This is a genomic window from Mycobacterium europaeum (assembly GCF_002102155.1).
GTDB lineage: Bacteria > Actinomycetota > Actinomycetes > Mycobacteriales > Mycobacteriaceae > Mycobacterium > Mycobacterium europaeum.
The window spans coordinates 151,349-172,669 of record NZ_LQOU01000032.1 but is presented as its reverse complement, the minus strand read 5'-3'; the positions used below and the strand labels follow the sequence as shown (position 1 = coordinate 172,669).

General features: G+C 69.9%; 19 protein-coding genes. 9 read left to right on the top strand and 10 right to left on the bottom strand.

From position 1 onward, the window contains the following. Positions 1-25 precede the first annotated feature (25 nt). Positions 26-697 carry a GntR family transcriptional regulator gene (locus AWC03_RS16175; protein ID WP_085241725.1) on the bottom strand — a complete coding sequence of 224 codons (672 nt, stop codon included), beginning with the start codon at positions 695-697 and terminating at the stop codon, positions 26-28. 192 nt (positions 698-889) lie between these two features. Here AWC03_RS16175 and AWC03_RS16170 point away from each other — a divergent pair, with 192 nt between their 5' ends. Together AWC03_RS16170 and AWC03_RS16165 are read left to right on the top strand one after the other, a co-directional pair. Then, positions 890-1,918, top strand: a complete 1,029-nt coding sequence (locus AWC03_RS16170; protein ID WP_085241724.1) for a cupin domain-containing protein — start codon at positions 890-892, stop codon at positions 1,916-1,918. A 48-nt stretch (positions 1,919-1,966) separates the two neighbouring features. Further along, entirely contained in the window at positions 1,967-2,974 is a 1,008-nt protein-coding gene (locus AWC03_RS16165) for a VWA domain-containing protein (protein WP_085241779.1), read from the top strand. A 4-nt stretch (positions 2,975-2,978) separates the two neighbouring features. Here the strand turns inward: AWC03_RS16165 and AWC03_RS16160 are convergent, their stop codons facing one another. From AWC03_RS16160 to AWC03_RS16150, 3 genes are all read right to left on the bottom strand, one after another. Further along, positions 2,979-3,962 (bottom strand): VWA domain-containing protein, encoded by a 984-nt coding sequence (locus tag AWC03_RS16160; protein WP_085241723.1) that lies wholly within the window; start codon positions 3,960-3,962, stop codon positions 2,979-2,981. A 42-nt stretch (positions 3,963-4,004) separates the two neighbouring features. Further along, entirely contained in the window at positions 4,005-5,303 is a 1,299-nt protein-coding gene (satS, locus tag AWC03_RS16155) for a protein export chaperone SatS (protein WP_085241722.1), read from the bottom strand. A 120-nt stretch (positions 5,304-5,423) separates the two neighbouring features. After that, on the bottom strand, positions 5,424-6,200 hold the full coding sequence (locus tag AWC03_RS16150) for an alkaline phosphatase family protein (RefSeq protein WP_085241778.1): 777 nt from the start codon (positions 6,198-6,200) through the stop codon (positions 5,424-5,426). Between the two features lie 219 nt (positions 6,201-6,419). Between AWC03_RS16150 and upp the strand changes: the two genes are divergently transcribed. After that, complete coding sequence (upp, locus tag AWC03_RS16145) at positions 6,420-7,043, top strand: uracil phosphoribosyltransferase (protein ID WP_085241721.1); 624 nt, start codon at positions 6,420-6,422, stop codon at positions 7,041-7,043. Positions 7,044-7,046: 3 nt separating this feature from the next. Here the strand turns inward: upp and AWC03_RS16140 are convergent, their stop codons facing one another. Both AWC03_RS16140 and AWC03_RS16135 read right to left on the bottom strand, forming a co-directional pair. Continuing rightward, complete coding sequence (locus AWC03_RS16140; protein ID WP_142278412.1) at positions 7,047-8,630, bottom strand: phospho-sugar mutase; 1,584 nt, start codon at positions 8,628-8,630, stop codon at positions 7,047-7,049. Between the two features lie 57 nt (positions 8,631-8,687). Then, the gene (locus AWC03_RS16135; protein WP_085241719.1) at positions 8,688-9,494 is read right to left on the bottom strand and encodes a purine-nucleoside phosphorylase; all 807 of its coding nucleotides are present in this window, start codon (positions 9,492-9,494) and stop codon (positions 8,688-8,690) included. A gap of 76 nt (positions 9,495-9,570) precedes the next feature. On the opposite strand from AWC03_RS16135, the gene AWC03_RS16130 reads away from it, so the two are divergent. The 3 genes from AWC03_RS16130 to AWC03_RS16120 are packed head-to-tail and all read left to right on the top strand — an operon-like array spanning position 9,571 to position 12,640. Then, positions 9,571-10,236 (top strand): cutinase family protein, encoded by a 666-nt coding sequence (locus tag AWC03_RS16130; RefSeq protein WP_085241718.1) that lies wholly within the window; start codon positions 9,571-9,573, stop codon positions 10,234-10,236. A gap of 35 nt (positions 10,237-10,271) precedes the next feature. Further along, the gene (locus AWC03_RS16125; RefSeq protein WP_085241717.1) at positions 10,272-11,465 is read left to right on the top strand and encodes a M20 family metallopeptidase; all 1,194 of its coding nucleotides are present in this window, start codon (positions 10,272-10,274) and stop codon (positions 11,463-11,465) included. Continuing rightward, entirely contained in the window at positions 11,462-12,640 is a 1,179-nt protein-coding gene (locus AWC03_RS16120) for a M20 family metallopeptidase (RefSeq protein ID WP_085241716.1), read from the top strand. Before AWC03_RS16125 ends, AWC03_RS16120 begins: the two co-directional genes overlap by 4 nt. Here AWC03_RS16120 and AWC03_RS16115 read toward each other — a convergent pair. After that, the gene (locus AWC03_RS16115) at positions 12,637-13,116 is read right to left on the bottom strand and encodes a gamma-glutamylcyclotransferase family protein (protein WP_085241715.1); all 480 of its coding nucleotides are present in this window, start codon (positions 13,114-13,116) and stop codon (positions 12,637-12,639) included. The genes AWC03_RS16120 and AWC03_RS16115 overlap by 4 nt on opposite strands. Before the next feature lie 207 nt (positions 13,117-13,323). Between AWC03_RS16115 and AWC03_RS16110 the strand changes: the two genes are divergently transcribed. The 3 genes from AWC03_RS16110 to AWC03_RS16100 all read left to right on the top strand — a co-directional run bounded on the left by AWC03_RS16110 (position 13,324) and on the right by AWC03_RS16100 (position 17,431). Next, on the top strand, positions 13,324-14,739 hold the full coding sequence (locus tag AWC03_RS16110; RefSeq protein WP_085241714.1) for an NAD(P)H-quinone dehydrogenase: 1,416 nt from the start codon (positions 13,324-13,326) through the stop codon (positions 14,737-14,739). 66 nt (positions 14,740-14,805) lie between these two features. Then, a complete protein-coding gene (locus tag AWC03_RS16105) occupies positions 14,806-16,563 on the top strand; it encodes a glycerol-3-phosphate dehydrogenase/oxidase (protein WP_085241713.1) in 1,758 nt (585 codons plus the stop codon). A 79-nt stretch (positions 16,564-16,642) separates the two neighbouring features. Further along, positions 16,643-17,431: a pseudouridine synthase gene (locus AWC03_RS16100; protein WP_249025898.1), complete on the top strand. Its 789-nt coding sequence runs from the start codon at positions 16,643-16,645 to the stop codon at positions 17,429-17,431. Positions 17,432-17,565: 134 nt separating this feature from the next. Here the strand turns inward: AWC03_RS16100 and AWC03_RS16095 are convergent, their stop codons facing one another. From AWC03_RS16095 to AWC03_RS27000, 3 genes are all read right to left on the bottom strand, one after another. After that, on the bottom strand, positions 17,566-19,395 hold the full coding sequence (locus tag AWC03_RS16095; protein WP_249025895.1) for an NRAMP family divalent metal transporter: 1,830 nt from the start codon (positions 19,393-19,395) through the stop codon (positions 17,566-17,568). Next, positions 19,283-20,059, bottom strand: a complete 777-nt coding sequence (locus tag AWC03_RS27920; protein ID WP_249025897.1) for a CBS domain-containing protein — start codon at positions 20,057-20,059, stop codon at positions 19,283-19,285. The genes AWC03_RS16095 and AWC03_RS27920 overlap by 113 nt, the downstream gene beginning before the upstream one ends. Before the next feature lie 737 nt (positions 20,060-20,796). Continuing rightward, the gene (locus tag AWC03_RS27000) at positions 20,797-20,970 is read right to left on the bottom strand and encodes a cation-translocating P-type ATPase C-terminal domain-containing protein (protein ID WP_249025894.1); all 174 of its coding nucleotides are present in this window, start codon (positions 20,968-20,970) and stop codon (positions 20,797-20,799) included. Positions 20,971-21,321 lie beyond the last annotated feature (351 nt).

The following is a 21,321-nucleotide window of genomic DNA, read 5'->3' as shown; positions in this document are numbered from 1 at the left end:
ACTTCTAACACAATTCGCGCGGACGTCAGATCGCGTCGGCGGCGAGTCCGATGGCGCGCACCGTGCTGAGCAGGTGGGTTTGCACCGCCTCCAGCGCCCGCGGGCCGTCGCCGTCACGCAGCGCCTCGGCGATAGCGCGGTGTTCCGCCAGGATCGTCGTGACGCGGTCGGGGTCGCGCAGCGACGACTCGCCGATCATCCGCATCTGCCGATCGCGTAGCGAGGCATAGAAGCCCGACAAGATGGCGTTCCCCGACTCGGCCAGCGTGATGGCGTGGAAGGCGCGGTCGGCATCGAGGAACTCGGGCCAATCGGTGCGGTCGACGGCGGTCCGCTGCCGCTCCAGCTCGCCCGACAACCGCTCGAAAACGGCGGCGCATGCGGCAGCTCCGCGGCGCACCACCTTGGTCGCGGCGAACTGCTCCAGCACCAGGCGCGCCTCCATCACCGACCGGACCTCGTCGGGCGACACGGGGACGACCAGGGCGCCGCGCTGGGGGTACAGCCGCAGCAGTCCCTCGGCCTCCAGTCGCAGGAACGCCTCGCGCACCGGCGTGCGCGACATCCCCAGCGCCGTGGCGACGTCGCCCTCGCTGATCAACTCCCCGCCGGGGAACGCGCCGGTGAGCACCCGCGTCTTGACGTAATCCAGCGCGCGGTCCTTTGCTGTGCCCGCCCGGGGCTCACCCGTTGCCACCGCAGCCCTTCCTGTAGCTCAGTCGTATCCCAGCAGTGTGGTGACGGTACCCGCGCCGCGGCCTCGGCCGGCGGATATCGGGACATCTTCCGTGGTGGCATTGACAACCGGAGCAACTGAGATACAAGATAGATACGAGAAAGACATGAGATGCACTCAGGAAGCGCTCGAGCAGTGCGAAGGAGACGCGAAATGCCCGGCACGGAACAAGCCCTGACCCCGAACCTCGATCCGACGATTCCCGCCCCGATGATCAACGTGGCCGAGTACGGGTTCGAAGGCCGCTTCCAGGACTGGGCCGAGGACGCGGAGTACTTCGAGTACTCCAAAGCCGCCAACCCCATCGGCTCGGGACATGTCCCGCAGGTGCCGATTACCCGCTTCGATCCGGATGTCTACACCGGCCAGCCGACCGGCGTGATCCCGCTCGACCTGTCCAAGGAGCTGCGCATCGAGACCGGTGCGGCGACCAGCCCCGCGCTGCTGGCCAACTTCCTGCGCATCCGTCCGGGCGAACAGATCGACACCAGCCCCAACGCCACCTCGCAGCTGTACTACGTGCTCTACGGCCGGGGCTTCGCCGCGGTCGACGGCCACCTCGTCGAGTGGGAGAAGGGCGACTTCCTGACCCTGCCCGCGGGCACCCACTCGGTGTTCTACGCGGCCGCCGACACGGCCATGTACTGGGTGCACGACGAGCCGCTCATGCGCTACCTGGGTGCCGACGCCACCCGGCCGCGGTTCCGTGCGACCAAGTTCCGCCGAACGGATGCCGTCGCCAAGTTGGAGGAGATCGCCTCCCGGCCGGGCGCCAACGAGAAAAGCCGGGTCAGCGTGCTGCTGGCCAACGCCAACCAGGAACAGACCCTGACCATCACCCACGTGTTGTGGGCCATGTTCGGCGTGCTGCCCCCCAACCAGGTGCAGCGCCCGCACCGGCACCAGTCGGTCGCCCTCGACCTGATCCTCGACGCGCCGGCCGACGGCTGCTACACGCTGCTGGGCACCCGGCTCGACGAGCGCGGCGACATCGTCGATCCGACCCGGGTGGACTGGCGGGCCGGCTGCGCCTTCACCACTCCGCCGGGCATGTGGCACGCCCACTACAACGAGACCGACCACCCCGCGCACCTGATCCCCATCCAGGACGCCGGGCTGCAGACCCACCTGCGCAGCCTCGACATCAAGTTCACGCAGCGCCGCGACCTCGTCGCCGGCTGATCCGGCGGGCCGTGCGCCTTCCACACCGGGCGCATAGTGTGGCTGGACATGAAGTTGCCCCTGCTGGGCCCCGTGTCGGTCACCGGCTTCCAGAACGCGTGGTTCTTCCTGTTCCTGCTGGCCGTCCTGCTGGTCCTGGGCATCTACGTCGTGCTGCAGTTCGCCCGCCGCCGGCGGGTGCTGCGCTTCGCCAACATGGAGGTGCTGGAGCGGGTCGCGCCGGCGCATCCCAGCCGGTGGCGGCACCTGCCGACGATCCTGCTGGCCACCTCGCTGGTGCTGCTGACCACCGCGATGGCCGGGCCGACCTCCGATGTCCGGATCCCGCTGAACCGGGCGGTCGTCGTGTTGGTGATCGACGTGTCGGAATCCATGGCCTCCAACGACGTCGCGCCCGACCGGCTGACCGCGGCCAAGGTGGCGGGCAAGCAATTCGCCGACGAGCTCACCCCCGCCATCAACCTGGGGCTGGTGGAGTTCGCGGCCAACGCCTCGCTGCTGGTCTCGCCGACGACCAACCGGCAGGCGGTGAAGGCGGCGATCGACAGCCTCAAACCGGCCCCCAAGACCGCGACCGGTGAAGGGCTCTTCACGGCGCTGCAGGCGATCGCGACGGTGGGCTCGGTGATGGGTGGCGGCGAGGGCCCACCGCCGGCGCGTATCGTGCTCGAGTCCGACGGCGCCGAGAACGTGCCGCTGGACCCCAACGCCCCGCAGGGCGCCTTCACCGCCGCCCGCGCCGCCAAGGCCGAGGGCGTGCAGATCTCGACGATCTCGTTCGGGACGCCGTACGGCACCGTCGAGTACGAGGGCGCGACCATTCCGGTCCCCGTCGACGATCAGACGCTGCAGAAGATCTGCGAGATCACCGGCGGCGAGTCGTTCCACGCGGACAGCCTGGAGTCGCTGAAGAACGTCTACTCGACCCTGCAGCGCCAGATCGGCTACGAGACCGTCAAGGGCGACGCCAGCCTGGCCTGGATGCTGCTGGGCGCCGCGGCCATGGCGGGCGCCATCCTGGCCGGCCTGGTCCTGAACCGCCGGCTGCCCTCCTGAGCGGTCAGACCGGCAGCCGCCGGTTGATCAGCAGCGCCAGCGCCGTCGCGATCAGGGCGGTGAGGACCCCCAGGCGCAACCAGCCGGCGCTGCCCGGGCCGGGCACGGTGCGGTAGCCGATGTCCTTCTCGATGGCGTTGTAGCTCTTGGAGAGCTCGGCGAGGTTGCCGGCGGTGTAGGACTGCCCGCCGGAGAGTTTGGCGATCATCTTCATCTGGTCGGTCGCGACCGGGACGGCGACCCGCTGCCCGTCCATCTCGATCTCCCCGGTCTTGGTGCCGAACGAGATCGTCGAGATCGGCACCCCCTCGTCGCGGGCCAGCCGCGCCGCCGTGTAGGCCCCGTCATGCGGGTCGCTGGGGTTGGTCGGCTTGTTCTCCTTGCCGTCGGACAGCAGCACGATGCGGGCCGGCGGCGGGGTGTCGCCGCCCGTGATGGCGGTGGCGCTGACGGCGTGCAGGGCGGTGAAGATGGCCTCGCCGGTGGCGGTGCTGTCGGCGAAGTCGAGCTTCTTGAGCGCATCGATGGTCGCCTGGTGCTGCGGGGTGGGCGGCACCAGCAGGTACGGCGTGCCCGCGAAGCCGACCAGCCCGAGGTTGATGCCCGGCGTCAGCTGGGTGGCGAACTGGGTGGCCGCCTCCTCGGCGGCCTTGAGCCGGTTGGGCGGGACGTCGGTTGCCCGCATGGACTGCGACATGTCGATGACCAGCACGACCACCGCCCGGTTGCGCGGGATGCGCATGTCGTGGGTGGGTGTGGCCAGCGCGATCGTCAGCAGGATCAGGCTGAGCAGCGAGACGGCGATCGGGATGTGCCGCGTCGGCGATTGCGGCACGTCCGCCTCGGTGAACCGGCGCAGCCTGCGCCGGCGGCGGGACTGCACCAGGACGTACACCGCGAGCAGAGCCAGCGGGAGCAAACCGAACAACAGCATGCCCGGGCGTTGAAAGCCGTAGAGCGGTAACGGGCCTATCCCGGGAAGCGACACCCGCCAGTAAAGAGGAGACTCACCGGCCCGTCAAACGCGGGCCTATTCTCTGCGGAGCCGCCCGTCGACGAACTGCTCCAGGTTCTCCCACTCCCGTACCGCCGGGGCGTACGGCGCGGCGGGCTTGCCGACCGAGCCGGGCTCGAGCACGTAGGCCACCAGCTTGCCCAGCGGGCGGCCCGGCTCGAGCGCCTTGTCGACCGTGCTCTCCTCCGAGTAGTCGCCGATGTCGCGGAGCAGCTCGACGGCCAGCTCCAGCTGGTCGCGGTCCACGGCGTCGGGACCGTCGGCGATGTCGTCGGCGAGCCCGCTGAGCACGTAGATGTTGTCCTCGGTGACCCTGACTTCCAGCGAACCGTCGGTGGCGGCGGTGCGGATGTCGTCGTAGGTGCTCAGGTCGGCCAGGTCGTGGTCGTGCTCGTCGGCGAGGTAGCGGGCCAGCGCCCGCTCCGAGCCGAACACGCTGATGCGCCCGTTGCGGCCCAGGAAGATCGGGCGGTCGTCCAGGTAGCAGCGCAGCGTGAAGAAGGTGCCCGAGCTTGTCATGATCCGAATCGGGTCGATGCCCACCTGCAGCCAGAAATCCTCGTCGCTGCCCAGGATCACGGTGTCACCGGCCGCGCGCGGCTCGTCGCCGTCCTCCTCGTCGGCGCCCTCTTCGGACTCGTCCGCCTCCTCGACGTCTTCGGTGTCCTCGGCGGCGGCTTCGGTCCCCTCGACGCCCTCGGCGTCTTCCTCGTCGGGCTCCTCGGCGAGTTCGTCGGCGGCCTTGGCCGACAGCTTCTCGTCGACCTCGGGCGTGGCGACGATGCCCTCGATCGCGCTGAGCACGTCGTCCCAGCCGCGCCCGATGATCTCGCCGATCGCGTTCCAGCGCTTGAGGCCGGCCTTGCCGGTGAAGTGGTCGATCCCCCCCGACACCGTGCCCAGCGTCGGGTTGCCGTTGAAGAACTTCAGCACCGCCGCCAGCTCGCACACCGATCCGATGGACGAGACCACCGCCAGCGTGCGGGCCAGCCCGGCCACCGACTCCTCGGTCGGCTTCTCCGATACCAGCTCCTCCACCGCGACCAGGTCGAACTGTTGGTCCTCAGCCGGTGCGAACTTGTGCGCGTGCGCGGCGGTCAGGTCCTTCCACGCCGGGTGGTCGAACAGGTCGTTGTCGGTGTCGGAGCGCACGAAGGCGACCAGGTCGGCGACGGAGGAGAACACGTACAGGTCCTCGTCTTTGCCCAGGAACGCCTCCCACTCGTCGCCGGCGTCGCGCCAGCGGGGTGCCCACACCGTGTAGCGGTCACCGTCGGACAGGCTCAGGCGGATGGGCACGAGGTCAGCAGCCATGCGGCACACAATAGCGACGACCGGGGAAGGCGCCCGGCGCGGCTGGCCCGGCTGGCCCGGTGACGGCGAGCGCCGGGACGGCGCGAGTAAGGAACCGGGCGATTCGGACGTGGCCGCGAACTAGCCCCAGATATCCGTGATCGGCGGCGCGCCGGCCGCGTGGCCGGTCTTGGGCAGCCCGTACATCTGCTCGATCGTGGAAAGCACGCTGTAGTGGTTGATCTGCTCGCTGTAGCTGCCGGGGCGCACGTGGGCCCCGTAGAAGATCGTCGGGATCTGGTTGCGGCTGCCGCCGTCGTCCTCGTCGAACGTCAGGATCAGCAGGCTGTTGTTGGCCGCGGCCCAGTTGGCGTAGCCCGACAGCTCGCGGTTCAGCCAGGCGTCGGCCTGCGCGATGGAGCCGTCGTGCATGTTGTCGTCGTTGTTCGGGATGACGAACGACACGGTGGGCAGGGCGGCGTAGTTGCCTATCGGGAAGGCCGAGAACGGCAGGGAATTCCCCGCCGGGACGTTGGTGAAGTTGGCCCACGGCACGTGCTTGCGCGCGTACTTGCCGGCGGTGCACGCCGGGGAGCCGACCGCGGGCAGGCCTTCGGCGAAGCCGGCGAATGTGTAACCCGCGGCCAGCAGTTCCGAACCCAGGTTGGGCGCGGCGCCGGCGTTGACCGGGCACCGGTCGCTGGTCACCCCGAAGGTGTCGCCGGCGAACAGCGCCAGGTAGTTCGGTTCGCTCGGGTGTGTTTCGGCGTACGACTGGGTCATGTTCGCGCCGGCCGCGGCCAGCGCGGTGATGAAGGGCGCCGACCTGTTGCCGATGATGTTGGCCGCCGAGCGGTTCTCCTCCACCACGATCACGATGTGCGCCGGCTGCGGAAGCGCCCCGGCCGCAAGGATCATCCGCGGGGCCGGCGGGCCGGCCGCCAGCCCCAGCACGGCCGCCGCGCCGAGGAGCGCGAGTGCCCGAAATACCCTGCCGACCAAGCGGGTTGCCCCCGCGATTCCGCTCAGCACCACGGGAGCATACGGGTAGGCCCCGCGCGCCGGAGACCCCGACGCGGGCCGTTTCGGCGGGGCGTTAACGAATCGCGGCCGGATCGTTATATAGGGTCGAACCTCGTGGAGGTGCGCATTGTCGATCACCCGCTGGCGGTCGCCCGGCTGACGACGATGCGCGACAAGCGCACCGACAACGACGGATTCCGGGCTGCGTTGCGTGATCTGACCGCGATGTTGCTCTACGAGGCCACCCGCGACGCGCCCCGAGAGACCTTCCCGGTGCACACGCCGCTGGCCGAAGCCCTCGGTGAGCGGCTGGCCAAGCCACCCCTGCTGGTCGCGGTGTTGCGGGCCGGGTTGGGCATGGTCGATCAGGCGCTTGCGCTGCTGCCGCACGCCCGGGTCGGATTCGTCGGCGTCGCCCGCAACGAGGAAACCCATCAGGCGAGTGGATATTTCGAGTCGCTGCCCGACCAGCTTTCCGGCCTGCCGGTGCTGGTGCTGGATCCGATGCTGGCCACGGGCGGGTCGCTGAAGCACACCGTCGGGCTGCTGCTTGCCCGCGGCGCCACCGACATCACGGTGTTGTGTGCGCTGGCCGCCCCGGAAGGCATTGCCGCGCTTGAGAAAGCGGCGCCCGACGCGCGGCTGTTCACCGTGGCGGTCGACGACGGGCTGAACGAGAACGCCTATATCGTGCCGGGTCTCGGCGACGCGGGCGACCGCCAGTACGGGCCACGCTAGCCCCTAGAGCTGCCGCGCCGCCGACACCAGCTCGTCGCGCAACGCGCGGGCGCGGCCTCGCGCCTCGCGCAGGTCCCCGGTCACCGCGCAGCGAACCTCGATGTAGCACTTCAGCTTCGGCTCGGTCCCCGAAGGGCGCACCACCAGCCTGACCGACGTGTCCCCGTCGGCGCCGGTGAAGATCAGCGCGTCGGTGATATCGGTGAGGGTCGCGCCGAAGCCGGCCAGCGTCTGCGGTGGTGTCGCCCGCAGCCGCCGCATCAGTCCGGCGGCCTCGGCGGGGTCGGCGACGCGGCGCGACACCGCGGCGACGTCGTGCACGCCGTGTCGCCGGGCGAGGTCGTCGAGCGCGTCGGTCACCGCATGCCCGTGGTCCTTCAGCGCGGCCACCAGGTCGCACACCAGCACCGCGGCGCTGATGCCGTCCTTGTCGCGCACGGCCTCCGGGTCGACGCAGTGGCCGATGGCCTCCTCGTAGGCATACACCAGGGTGCCGGCGGGCACGTTCGCGTCGGCGCGGGCCAGCCACTTGAAGCCGGTGAGGGTTTCGACGTGGGTGGCCCCGTGGTGGCCCGCGATGGCCGCCAGCATCCGCGACGACACCACGGTGCTGGCCACCACCGCCGTCCGCGGATCGGGGATATGCGACAAGATGTAATCGCCCAGCAGCCAACCGGTTTCGTCCCCGGACAGCATTCGCCATCCCGATTCGGTGGGGATGCCGACCGCGCAGCGGTCGGCGTCGGGATCCAGCGCGATCGCGACGTCGGCGGTGACGTCCGCCGCGAGGGTGAGCAGCGCGTCGGCGGCGCCGGGCTCCTCGGGATTGGGGAAGGCGACGGTGGGGAAGTCGGGGTCGGGCGCGAACTGCGCTCCCACGGTGTGCACCTGCTCGAAGCCGGCGCGCTGCAACGCCTCCACGGCCACCACGCCGCCGACCCCGTGCAGCGGGGTCAGGGCCACCCGCACCGAGGCGGTGCCGCGCCGCACGCCGGCCGCCCGCCCGATGTACTGCTCGACCAGGTCGCCGGCGGCGGGTTGCACGGGCGCCCGGTCGATTTCGTCGGCCGGGGGAGCCGCGGCCATCGCGGCCTCGATTTCGCGGTCGGTGGGGGAGACGATCTGGATGCCGCCGTCGGTGTAGACCTTGTAGCCGTTGTCGGTCGGCGGGTTGTGTGACGCGGTGATCTGTATCCCGGCGGCGGCGCCGGTGCGGCGCACGGCGAACGCCACCACCGGCGTGGGAACCGGACCGGGTAGCAGCGTCACCGAAAATCCCTGGGCAGCAAGGATTTCGGCGGTGACGGTGGCGAAGACGGCGGAGCCGTGCCGGGAGTCGCGCCCGACGATCACGTTCGAGCCGGCCAGGCCGCGCCCGCCCAGCACCCGGGCCACCGCCCACGTGGCGCGCGACACCACCGCCACGTTCATGGCGTCGGGTCCGCCGCGCACCGGGCCGCGCAGCCCCGCGGTGCCGAACCTCAGCGGGTGGGCGAAGCGTGCGGCCAGTTCGTCGGGGCCGCAGGCGGCGAGCTCGGCGGCCGTCGCCGGGTCGGGATCGTGCGCGATCCACTCCTGCGCGGCGATCGCAAGCCCGGCGTCGCCGGGGGCCGCGGGTCGCCGCCACTCCTCGGGTGTCATGGCCTAGAACCGGGCCACGACGTCGGCCAGCAGGGCGCCCATCCGGCTTGCCGACGCGGCGCCGGCGGCGAGCACCTCGGCGTGGCTGAGCGGCTGGCCGCCGATCCCCGCGGCCAGGTTGGTCACCAGCGACACCCCCAGCACCTCGGCGCCGGCCGCCCGGGCCGCGATCGTCTCGTGCACGGTCGACATGCCGACCAGGTCGGCGCCCAGCGTCCGCAGCATCCGCACCTCGGCGGGCGTCTCGTAGTGCGGCCCCGCCAGCCCCGCGTAGACGCCCTCGGTCAGCCCGGGGTCGACAACGCGGGCGAGCTCGCGCAGTCGCGGCGCGTAGGCGTCGGTCAGGTCCACGAACTGCGGGCCGACCAGCGGCGAACGCGCGGTCAGGTTGAGGTGGTCGCTGATCAGCACCGGCTGGCCGACCGCCATGTCGGGCCGCAGGCCGCCGGCCGCGTTGGTGAGCACGACGATGCGCGCGCCGGCCGCGCAGGCCGCCCGCACCGGGTGCACCACGTGGCACAGGTCGTGGCCCTCGTAGGCGTGCACGCGACCGACCAGTACCAGCACGCGGCGCTCGCCGACGCGCGCCGACATCAGCTCACCGGTGTGCCCCACGGCGGTGGGGGGCGCGAAGCCGGGCACGTCGGCCTGGGGCAGCACGGCGGTCGGGGTGCCGAGGGCGTCCGCCGCGGGGCGCCACCCCGATCCGAGGACGACCGCGACGTCGTGACGGGGCACGCCGGTGCGTTCGGCGATGAAGTGCGCCGCCCGCCGGGCCAGTTCGGCGGGGTCGGATGCGACGTCGCTCACAGTCGGCGAGCATAGTGCGGGTCACCTTGGGTTAGCGCCGCGATGGTGCCCGCCGGAATGTGTGAAAATCTGCCGCATGAGTCTTCGTAGGTGGCCGATCGTCGGCCTGGCCGTCGCCGTTGCGGTGTCAGTGTTTTCGATCACAAGCGGCGCGCTGCCATCGGCGCGCGCCGACGGGTGCCCCAACGTGCAGCTGATCTTCGCCCGCGGCACCGCCGAGCCGCCCGGCCTGGGCGTCGCCGGGGACGCGCTGCTGGCCGCGCTGCAGCACGACCTGGGCTCGCGCAACGTCGACGCGTACGCGGTGGACTACCCGGCCAGCTACAACTTCCTGCAGACCGCCGACGGAGCCAACGACGCGCGCGACCACATCGCGCAGATGGTCGACCAGTGCCCGGCGACGAAGCTGGTGCTCGGCGGCTTCTCTCAGGGCGCCGCCGCGGTCTCGATGCTGGCCGGGGTGCCGCCGCTGGGCAACACCGTCGGCAACTTCGGATCGGCGCCCGAGCTGGATCCCGGCCTGGCGAACAAGGTCAGGGCGGTTGCGGTGTTCGGCAATCCCGGCAACCGCTTCAACACCCCCCTGTCGACGACCGGTCTGTTCGCCGGCCGCGCCATCGACATCTGCAGCCCCGGTGATCCGGTGTGCGTCGTCGGTGGCCGCGACCGGGAGGCCCACCACGATTACGGGGTGGCGCCCTACCCCGGGCAGGCGGCGGGATTCATCGCCGGACTGGTGTAGCCCGGGCCCCGACGTCGCGGTGGGATACTGCGAGAATGCCCACCTCCGCATTGGACAACCCCTCAGACAGGGTCGAGGCTGTCGTGCGGCGACGTGGCTCCGACCTGGTTGAGCTGTCCCACGCCATCCACGCCGAGCCCGAGCTGGCGTTCGCCGAGCATCGCAGCTGCGCCAAGGCCCAGGCGCTGGTCGCCGAGCGCGGCTTCGAGGTCACCGCGTCCGCCGGTGGCCTGGACACCGCGTTTCGCGCCGACTTCGGCAGCGGCCCGCTGACCGTCGGGGTCTGCGCCGAATACGACGCGCTGCCCGAGATCGGGCACGCCTGCGGCCACAACATCATCGCGGCGTCCGCGGTGGGCACCGCGCTGGCGCTGGCCGAGGTGGCCGACGACCTGGGCCTGCGGGTGGCGCTGATCGGTACCCCCGCCGAGGAGGCGGGCGGCGGCAAGGCGCTGCTGCTGGCGGCCGGGGTGTTCGACGACATCGCGGCGGCGGTGATGCTGCATCCGGGGCCCGCCGACATCGCGGCCGCCCGCTCGCTGGCACTGTCGGAGGCGACCGTGCACTACCGTGGCAAGGAATCCCACGCTGCCGTCGCGCCGCATCAGGGTATCAATGCCGCCGACGCGGTGACCGTCGCGCAGGTGGCCATCGGGCTGCTGCGCCAGCAGCTGGCCCCGGGCCAACTGGTGCACGGGATCGTCACCGACGGCGGGCAGGCGGTCAACGTCATCCCCGGGCACGCGACGCTGCAGTACGCGATGCGGGCCGTCGAGTCGGAGTCGCTGAGACAGCTGGAGGGCAGGATGTACGCGTGCTTCGCCGCGGGTGCGCTGGCCACCGGCTGCGAATACGAAATCGACAACCCGGCACCCGCTTACGACGAGCTCACCCCCGACGAATGGCTGGCCGACACCTTCCGCGAGGAGATGCGCCGGCTGGGACGCGAGCCGGTGGCCCGCGAGTTCGAGGCGGCGCTGCCCATGGGCAGCACCGACATGGGCAACGTGACCCAGGTGCTGCCGGGCATCCATCCGGTGGTCGGGGTCGACGCCGGCGGCGCCATGGTTCACCAGCGCGCGTTCACCACCGCCGCCGCCAGCCCCAGCGCCGACCGCGCCGTCGTCGAGGGTGCGATCATGCTGGCCCGCACGGTCGTTCAGCTGGCCCAGACGCCCGCCGAACGCGACCGGGTACTGGCGGCGCTGGAACGGCGGGCGCGCGCATGAGCCTCGCCGATGCCGCCACCGCCTGGCTGGCCGCCCACCACGACGACCTGGTCGAATGGCGCCGGCACATCCACCGCTATCCCGAACTGGGCCGCCAGGAGTACGCCACCACCCAGTTCGTCGCCGAGCGGTTGGCCGACGCGGGGCTCAACCCCAAGGTGCTGCCCGGCGGGACCGGGCTGGTCTGCGACCTGGGCCCCGAACACGAGCCCAGGATCGCGCTGCGGGCCGACATGGACGCGCTGCCCATGGCCGAACGGACCGGCGCGCCCTACACCTCCACCATGCCCAACGTCGCGCACGCCTGCGGCCACGACGCCCACACCGCGGTCCTGCTCGGCACCGCGCTCGCCCTCGCCTCGGTGCCGCAGCTGCCGGTGGGGGTGCGGCTGATCTTCCAGGCCGCCGAGGAGCTGATGCCCGGCGGCGCGATCGACGCCATCGCCGCGGGCGCGATCTCGGGGGTGTCGCGGATCTTCGCCCTGCACTGCGACCCGCGGCTCGAGGTCGGGCAGGTCGCGGTCCGGCACGGCCCCATCACCTCGGCGGCCGACCAGATCGAGATCACGCTGCATTCCCCGGGCGGGCACACGTCGCGCCCACACCTGACCGCCGACCTGGTCTACGGGCTCGGCACGCTGATCACCGGGCTGCCCGGGGTGCTCTCGCGGCGCATCGACCCGCGCAACGGCACCGTGTTGGTGTGGGGCGCGGTCAACGCGGGGGTGACCGCCAACGCCATCCCGCAGAGCGGGGTGCTGGGCGGGACGGTCCGCACCGCGAGCCGGCAGACCTGGGTGGGGCTCGAGGAGATCATCCGGGAGACGGTGTCGGCGCTGCTGGCGCCGCTGGGCATCGAACACACGCTGCAGTACCGGCGCGGCGTGCCGCCGGTGGTCAACGAGGACGTCTCGACGCGCATCCTCACCCACGCGATCGAGGCCATCGGCCCCGACGCGCTGGCCGACACCCGCCAGTCCGGCGGGGGCGAGGACTTCTCCTGGTACCTCGAGGAGATCCCCGGCGCGATGGCGCGCCTGGGAGTGTGGTCGGGTCAGGGCCCGCAGCTGGACCTGCACCAGCCGACGTTCGACCTCGACGAGCGCGCCCTGGCGATCGGGCTGCGCGTGATGGTCAACATCGTCGAGCAGTCGGCCGCGTTCTCCTCGCCCTAGGGGCCGGTCCCGGGGCCGACGTTGTGGGCCGGGCGGGTCCGCAGGTTGTGCACGTAATCGGCTGGGGCGCCGGCGATTTCGGCCGCGTCGGCCATCACGCCCAGATACCGCGCCGACGGCAGGCCGCCCTCCCAGGCGTCGAGCACGTACAGCCAGGCCAGCACCGGGTCGGTGCTGGTGTCCGACGAGATGCGCTCCACCCGGCACCGGATCTTCTTGTGCACGCCGAACTCCGAGCCCTCCCACCGATCGAGGTTCTTCTCGTCCGCCGGGGTCATGTCGTAGAGCACGACGAACACCTTGGAATCCGGGTCTTCGACCACGGTGGCCAGCGCGCCCTCCCAGCCGATGTCCTCGCCCCCGAACGTCAAGCGCCAGCCATGCAGCCAGCCCGTCCCGGCCATCGGCGAATGGGGTGCGCGCTTGAGCATCTGCTCAGGATCCATGTTCGACCCGTAGGCGGCGTAGAGCGGCACGGGGAAAGCTTAGACGTCGCATGCCCGGGCGGTCTCCTCCCGCGTGCATCGTCACCGCGGTGTCCGATGGCGCGGCTCCTCCTCACGCCGCGCCGCGGCGTGCATCGTCACCGCGCTGTCCGATGGCGCGGCTCCTCCTCACGCCGCGCCGCGGCGTGCATCGTCACCGCGCTGCGGGGTGGCGGGTCGCCCCACTAGGTTGGGGCTGTGGCGACCCGCATCGTGATCCTCGGTGGAGGCCCGGCCGGTTATGAAGCCGCCCTGGTGGCCGCCACCTCCCACCCCGACAGCACTCATGTCACCGTCATTGACTCCGACGGCATCGGCGGCGCGGCCGTGCTCGACGACTGCGTGCCGTCCAAGACCTTCATCGCCTCCACCTGGCTGCGCACCGAGCTGCGCCGGGCGCCGCGGCTGGGGTTGGAGATCGACATCGACGACGCGAAGATCTCCCTGCCGCAGATCCACGCCCGGGTGAAGCAACTGGCCACCGAGCAGTCGGCCGATATCACCGATCAGCTGCTCACCATGGGCGTGCACGTGGTCGCCGGGCACGGCGAGCTGATCGACCCCACGCCCGGGCTGGCCTGCCACCGCGTCAAGGCCACCGCCGCAGACGGGACGACCAGCGAGTTCGAGGCCGACGTCGTGCTGATCGCGACCGGCGCCAGCCCCCGGATCCTGCCGTCGGCCCAGCCGGACGGCGAGCGGATCCTGACCTGGCGGCAGCTCTACAACCTCGAGGCGCTGCCCGAGCACCTCGTGGTCGTCGGGTCCGGCGTCACCGGCGCCGAGTTCGTGCACGCCTACACCGAGTTGGGCGTCCCGGTGACGGTGGTCGCCAGCCGGGACCGGGTGCTGCCCTACGAGGACGCCGACGCCGCCCTGGTCCTGGAGGAGGCCTTCTCCGAGCGCGGCGTCCAGTTGGTCAAGAACGCCCGCGCCCAGTCGGTCACCCGCACCGCCGACGGCGTGCTGGTCACCCTGGCCGACGGGCGCACCGTCGAGGGCAGCCACGCCCTGATGACCATCGGGTCGGTCCCCAACACCGACGGCCTGGGCCTGGACCGGGTCGGCATCGAGCTGGGCCGCGGCGGCTACCTGACCGTGGACCGGGTGTCGCGGACCTCGGTGGCCGGCATCTACGCCGCCGGCGACTGCACCGGCCTGCTGCCGCTGGCGTCGGTCGCCGCCATGCAGGGCCGGATCGCGATGTATCACGCGCTGGGCGAGGGCGTCAGCCCGATCCGGCTGCGCACGGTGGCGGCGACGGTGTTCACCAGGCCCGAGATCGCGGCCGTCGGCGTGCCGCAAACGATGATCGACGACGGTTCGGTGTCGGCCCGCACGATCATGCTCCCGTTGCGCACCAACGCGCGGGCCAAGATGTCGGGGCTGCAGCAGGGCTTCGTGAAGATGTTCTGCCGCAAATCCACCGGCGTGGTGATCGGCGGCGTGGTGGTGGCCCCGATCGCCTCCGAACTGATCCTGCCGATCGCCGTGGCCGTCCAGAACCGCATCACCGTCAACGAGCTGGCGCAGACGCTCGCCGTTTACCCGTCGTTGTCCGGGTCGATCACCGAGGCCGCTCGTCGGCTGATGGCACACGACGATCTGGACTAGCCTTGGTTCGACACCGTCCTACTGGCGAGTAACCGACAGGAGTTTCCCGGTGAGGAGTCCTCTGCCGTGAGCAACCCCATACAGGCGCCCGAAAGCGCACAGACCTGGGCGGCTTCCACGCTGGGACCTCAGCAGCGCGCGTTGGCCTGGGAGCGGCTCGGCGCCGAGCAGTTCGACGTCGTCGTCATCGGCGGCGGCGTGGTGGGCTCCGGCTGCGCGCTGGACGCCGCCACCCGCGGGCTCAAGGTGGCGCTGGTCGAGGCGCGCGATTTCGCGTCGGGCACCTCGAGCCGCTCGTCGAAGATGTTCCACGGCGGGCTGCGCTACCTCGAGCAGCTGGAATTCGGGCTGGTGCGCGAGGCGCTCTACGAGCGGGAGCTGTCGCTGACCACGCTGGCGCCGCACCTGGTCAAGCCGATGCCATTCTTGTTCCCGCTGACCAACCGCGTGTGGGAGCGGCCTTACATCGCCGCGGGCATCTTCCTCTACGACCGGATGGGCGGCGCGAAATCCGTTCCGGCACAAAAGCATTTGACCCGTGCCGGTGCGTTGCGGCTGAGCCCGGGACTCAAGCGCAGCGCCTTGATCGGCGGAATCCGCTACTACGACACCGTCGTCGACGACGCCCGGCACACCATGACCGTCGCCCGCACCGCCGCCCACTACGGCGCGGTGGTGCGGACCTCCACCCAGGTGGTCGCGATGCTGCGCGAGGGCGACCGGGTGACCGGCGTGCGGGTCCGCGACTCCGAGAACGGCGCCGTCACCGAAGTCCGCGGCCACGTCGTCGTCAATGCGACCGGGGTCTGGACCGACGAGATTCAGGCATTGTCCAAGCAGCGCGGGCGATTTCAGGTGCGCGCGTCCAAGGGCGTGCACGTGGTGGTGCCGCGCGACCGCATCGTCAGCGACGTCGCCATCATCCTGCGCACCGAGAAATCGGTGATGTTCGTCATCCCCTGGGGCAGCCACTGGATCATCGGCACCACCGACACCGACTGGAACCTGGACCTGGCCCACCCCGCGGCCACCAAGGCGGACATCGACTACATCCTGCGGACCGTTAACACGGTGCTGGCCATCCCGCTGACCCATGCCGACATCGACGGCGTGTACGCCGGGCTGCGCCCGCTGCTGGCCGGGGAGAGCGAGGAGACCTCCAAGCTGTCCCGCGAGCACGCCGTGGCCGTGCCCGCGCCGGGCCTGGTGGCCATCGCCGGCGGCAAGTACACCACCTACCGTGTGATGGCCGCCGACGCGATCGACGCCGCGGCGCAGTTCGTGCCGGCCCGGGTGGCGCCCTCGATCACCGAGAAGGTCAGCCTGCTGGGCGCCGACGGCTACTTCGCGCTGGTCAATCAGGCCGAACACGTTGCGGCGCTGCAGGGTTTGCACCCGTACCGGGTGCGCCACCTGCTGGACCGCTACGGCTCGATGATCGGCGATGTGCTGGCGCTGGCGGCCGGAAACGCCGACCTGCTCAGCCCGATCAAGGAGGCGCCCGGCTACCTCAAGGTGGAGGCGCTCTACGCCGTCACCGCCGAGGGCGCACTGCATCTCGAGGACATCCTGGCCCGCCGGATGCGCATCTCCATCGAATACTCGCACCGCGGCGTCGACTGCGCGCGCGAGGTGGCCGACGTGGTCGCCCCGGTGCTCGGCTGGAGCGTGGCGGACGTGGAGCGCGAGGTGTCGAACTACTCCGCGCGGGTGGAGGCCGAGATCCTGTCGCAGGCCCAGCCCGACGACGTGTCGGCCGACGAGCTGCGCGCCAGCGCCCCGGAGGCCCGCGCGGAGATCCTCGAGCCGGTGCCTTTGAATTGAGCGCGTGGTGAGGCCCGCACCCCTTCCGGTGCGGGACGGGCTCGGCCCGGCGCGCGTGCGCCTGCGCGGGGGCCCGGTGATGGCCGAGCTGACCGACCGGTTCGGTGCGCCGGCGCGGTCGAAGGTGCTGGCCGGCGAGGTGGTCGACGCGGCCGGTGCGGTGGTCGACGAAGCCACGGTGCTGCCCGCCGGATCACACGTGTTTCTGTACCGGGAGCTGCCCGATGAGGTTCCGGTGCCGTTCGACATCCCGGTGCTGCATCGCGACGCGGACATCGTGGTGGTCGACAAGCCACACTTTCTGGCCACCATGCCCCGCGGACGGCACGTGGCCCAGACGGCGCTGGTGCGGCTGCGCCGGGAACTGGGTCTGCCGGAGCTGAGCCCGGCCCATCGGCTGGACCGGCTGACCGCCGGGGTGCTGCTGTTCACGGCGCGCCGCGAGGTGCGCGGCGCGTACCAGACCCTGTTCTCGCGTGGCCTGGTCCGCAAGACCTATCTGGCGCGCGCGGCCGTGGATCCCGCCCTGGTCTTGCCGCGCGTGGTGCGCAGCCGGATCATCAAGCGGCGCGGGGTTTTACAAGCCTTCAGCGAACCCGGCGCGGCCAACGCGGAGACCCTCGTCGAGCTCGTTTCCCCGGACGGTTTGTACCGGCTGACCCCGCGCACCGGGCGGACCCACCAGCTGCGCGTGCACATGGCCTCCCTCGGCCTGCCGATCGACGGGGATCCCCTGTATCCCAACATCATTGACGTGCCGCCTGACGACTTCAGCACGCCGCTACGGCTATTGGCGCAGCGCATCGAGTTCGACGATCCGATGACGGGCGAGCGGCGCGTTTTCGTCAGCCGACGACCGGGCCCTTAGTTTCGCCGGTATTCCGCCGGGCGTGTGCGAGGCAAACTGACTAAACGCGAGGGCGGCCCCGGTCGGCGGATGCGCGTTCCGGACCGTTGCGGTACCTGACGTACGGCCTCTTGCCGGCCAAGCTTTTCGGCTGCTCAGGTGTGGCTGAGTTGCACGACCTTGATGACCAGTAGCGCCACGCACACGATCAGATAGCCGCGAAGCACGACCATGGCGAGCCGGAGGCTCGGTGACCAGCGATAGGGCGGCAGGGTGGCAAGCGGCGGGGTGCGCCACACCGGCCGCTGGGATCGGTCGACGGGCGGGAGCTTCGCGCCCGCCGGCGATGAGCGGCTGGTGAGGCGCAGCGTGGTGAACCCGACTGCCGACCCGATGATTAGTGCGAAGCTGATCCCCGCCAGCACGGCGGTTGTGTCGGTGGCGGGGAAGATCGTGGTGATCATCAGCGTGCACGACAGCACCAGCAGGCCTCCAATGATGATGCTGCTCAGGATGTTCAGCCAGCGCGGGTTGACCCAGGGCCCCAGTAGCGGGCGGTCGTTGCACAGCAGCAGCAGGAAGGCGCACGCCGCGGGAAGCAAGACTCCGGCGAGCGCCTGTACCGCCATGGTGATCAGTCCGAGCGCGGCGTGCGGTATCAGCACCAGCGCCGCGGCGAGGATCACCAGCAACGTGTAGGTGATGTAGAAGGGCTTGGCTTCGCTGAAACGGCGGTGCAGTGAGTGGTGCACCCCGAAGATGTCACCGAAGGCATAGCTGGAAGACAGCGTGACCGCGGCCGCGCCGACGATACCGGCGTCCAGTAATAGGACCGCGAAACACGTTGCGAGGAAATGGCTGTGCGCCGAGAGCGCGCAGGCGACACCGAGCGCGTCGGTGAATTTTCCTGCCAGCGGTGTGCCGGCCACCGCGACGGCCCCGGCGACCATGAACACGACGGTACCGAGCTGGGTGATGATAGACCCGACGATGTTGTCGGCGCGTTCGTAGTTCAGGAATCGCGGGGTGATGCGCTTGTCGATGACATTGCCGTGCTGGAAGAACAGCTGCCAGGGTGCCACGGTGGTGCCGATGATGGCGATGATCAGCAACACCGCATCCGAAGACACCCCGCCCTGCACACCGGGCACCAGGATGCCGCGTGCGACCTGTCGATAGTCCGGGTGCGACAACCACAGCAGCGGTACCAACAGCACGTTGATGACCAGGAACGCGAACATGGCACGCTCCCAGCGGCGGAAGCTTCCGGTCACGGTGATCGCGATCAAAGCCGCGGCGGAAATCGGCACCGAGACCGTGCGGCTGATGTGGAAATACTCCAACGCTAAAGCGACCCCGATGAATTCGGTGACCAGAGTGAGGAAGTTCAGCACGAATAGATCGCCGGAAGAAAACCAGCCCCAAAAGCGGCCGAAGCGTTGGGTGACTAGTACGGCATGGCCGATCTGGGTCACCGCAGCCAAGCGCACCACCATCTCCTGGATGACGATCAACACTGGGAGCAGCAGCGTCATCGTCCACAGCAGGCTGTAGCCATAGTTCTGGCCGGCCTGCGCATAGGTGGCCACACCGCCGGCGTCGTTGTCACCGATCATGACGATCAGGCCGGGGCCCATAATCGCCAGAAAGGTCAGCAGACGTCGTTTAAGACCGTGTCTGCCGTCTTGGCTGTATTGGGCAACGCGGACCCGCCCGAGCGCACCTTCGATGTCAGTGCTGTCGATATCGACGGGTTGTCCGTTCAGGATCGGCTCTTGAGCCTGTGTGGTTTTGGAGACTGACTTCGGGGAGTGCTGTCGGCGTGGTGGGCGTACAGGTTGCTTTGCCGACCGTGCTGGCGGATGCGCCATGTCACGGCTTCTCGTCCGGTCTCGCTGCGGCGTCATCGGTTTCCAGTACCTGCGGTGACCATCCGCTGCCGCGGCGCCGCCAATCGATGGGGATTGTGGTTTCCAGGACGTCATCGACGGTGATCAACCCGATCATGCGGCCCTGCGGATCCACGACCGGCAAGCTGATGAGATTGTGGTCGCTCATCAGCAGGGCGGCGTCCTCGGCGTCGGCGTCGGGGGTGATCTTTATCGGGTCATGGTCGGCCAGTTTGTCGACGGGGGTGCCGGGTGTGGCCTGCACCAGCTGTGGCAGGGTAACCGCGCCGGTCAACCGGCCCTGTCCGTCGACCAGGTACACGTTGCTCAGTGCCTGCGGTTCCATCCCGGTAGCGTCGGAGACGCTTGCCAGGACATGTTTGGCGTCGGCACTTCCTGGCGCGGTGAGGAAGTCGACTCCCATCAGGCCCCCGGCAGTAGTGGGGTTGTAGCCCAGCAGCATCGATAATTTGACCCGATCGTGGGCCTGCAGCAGATCCAGTACGTGGACCAGTCGGTCGCGGGACAACGTGGCGATCGCGTCAGCGGCGGTGTCGGCGCTCATGCGTGTCAGCAACGCGGCGATGTCGGCATCGTCGCGCAGTTCCAACAGCTTCGTGATGTGATCGTCGTCAAGTTCTTCGAACACTTCGGCTTCCAGTTCGGGATTGTTGGCCAAGTCGCCGAGAATGTCGTTTGTCTCTGCGGTTGATGCGTTTTCGAGTAGATCGGCTACTTCGGCGGCCTTCAGCCGGGCCATCCCGGCACCGAAATGACCTACCGTCGGGCCGTCTTCGGTGGTGGTGAGCGGTTCGAGTGCGTCCCACCTGCGGTGCGCACGGTAGTGATTGAGTCGGCCAGTCAGGTGATGCCACCAGCCGCCCCACTGCACGTCAACCCAGGCGACCGTCCAGCGACCGTGCAACAGCATCAGGTCGATGTCGCGGGCGCGCACCAACTTACCGATCCGCGCATCGAGCAGGCGGCGTCCGAGCACATCGGTGACCAGCAGCAGCTCCGAAGGGCGCCGTTGGTAGGGCTCATCGAATCCGGCGTTGGTGTCGACGACAATGGCGTCCTCAAGCAGCGTCAGCCGCGTCATCGGCACGAACACTTGCCGACCGTCGATCCGGGCGACCAATCCGGTGATCACCAAGTCGCGGCCATTGCGACGCTCCGCGACCACATCGGCCACATCCCCGGCGGCGTGTCGGTCAGGATCGACCAAGGGCTGGTCCAGCAGTTTGGTTAACAGAATCTGCGTGGCAGGCCGGGGTGCGGCCGTGCTTGATGCTGGTCGGGATCTATTCATGAGGACCGCTCCGATTGATCTGTGACCTGGCCCGGTGGGGCACACCCTTGCATTCTTGGCGGCGCGACCCGACGACAACAGGGCCGATCGCACCGACACGGGTGGGACCTTGTGCCCTTCGGCGGCTCTGACCGAGGGCATCGGCGTGTCCCGGGAAGCCTCGAAGTGTGTTGCAGCGCTGGGTATCAGATGCACGCTGCTTTTTGCTGCCGCCTCGATTCGGAGCGCCGCAACAGGTAGCGCCATAGCTCGTCGGCGCCCCAGGCAACAAAGGGATACGGCAGCAGTAGCAACAGGTCGGTAGCCGGTAATGCGGCGGTTCCCAGCAGGGTCTGCAGCGGTGGGACGTAGACGAACACCAAAGTGAACCGTCTTGAGGAGCAAGCAGTTTCGCTGAGCTACAGCTGCGAACCCAGAAGAAGGCCAGTGATTCTGTCAGGTGAACAACGGATGAACGCTATTAGATGATCAACCGAGCCAGACACCGCGGTGATCGGCGAGGGAAGTTGGGGCCGAGCACCACGGCCGCGGCGAGCCCGGCCAACAACCAAGCGAAATGCGCGAACCAGGCCGACAGTCATCATTTACTCAAAACCTAGTGGGGCTGGCGCGAGGAACCGCACCCGCGCCCAAGACCGCGCCACCCGCATAGCCACCGAACGCCACCACAACCGCCAAACCCGCGCCGCCCGAAAAGCAGCCACCCCAAC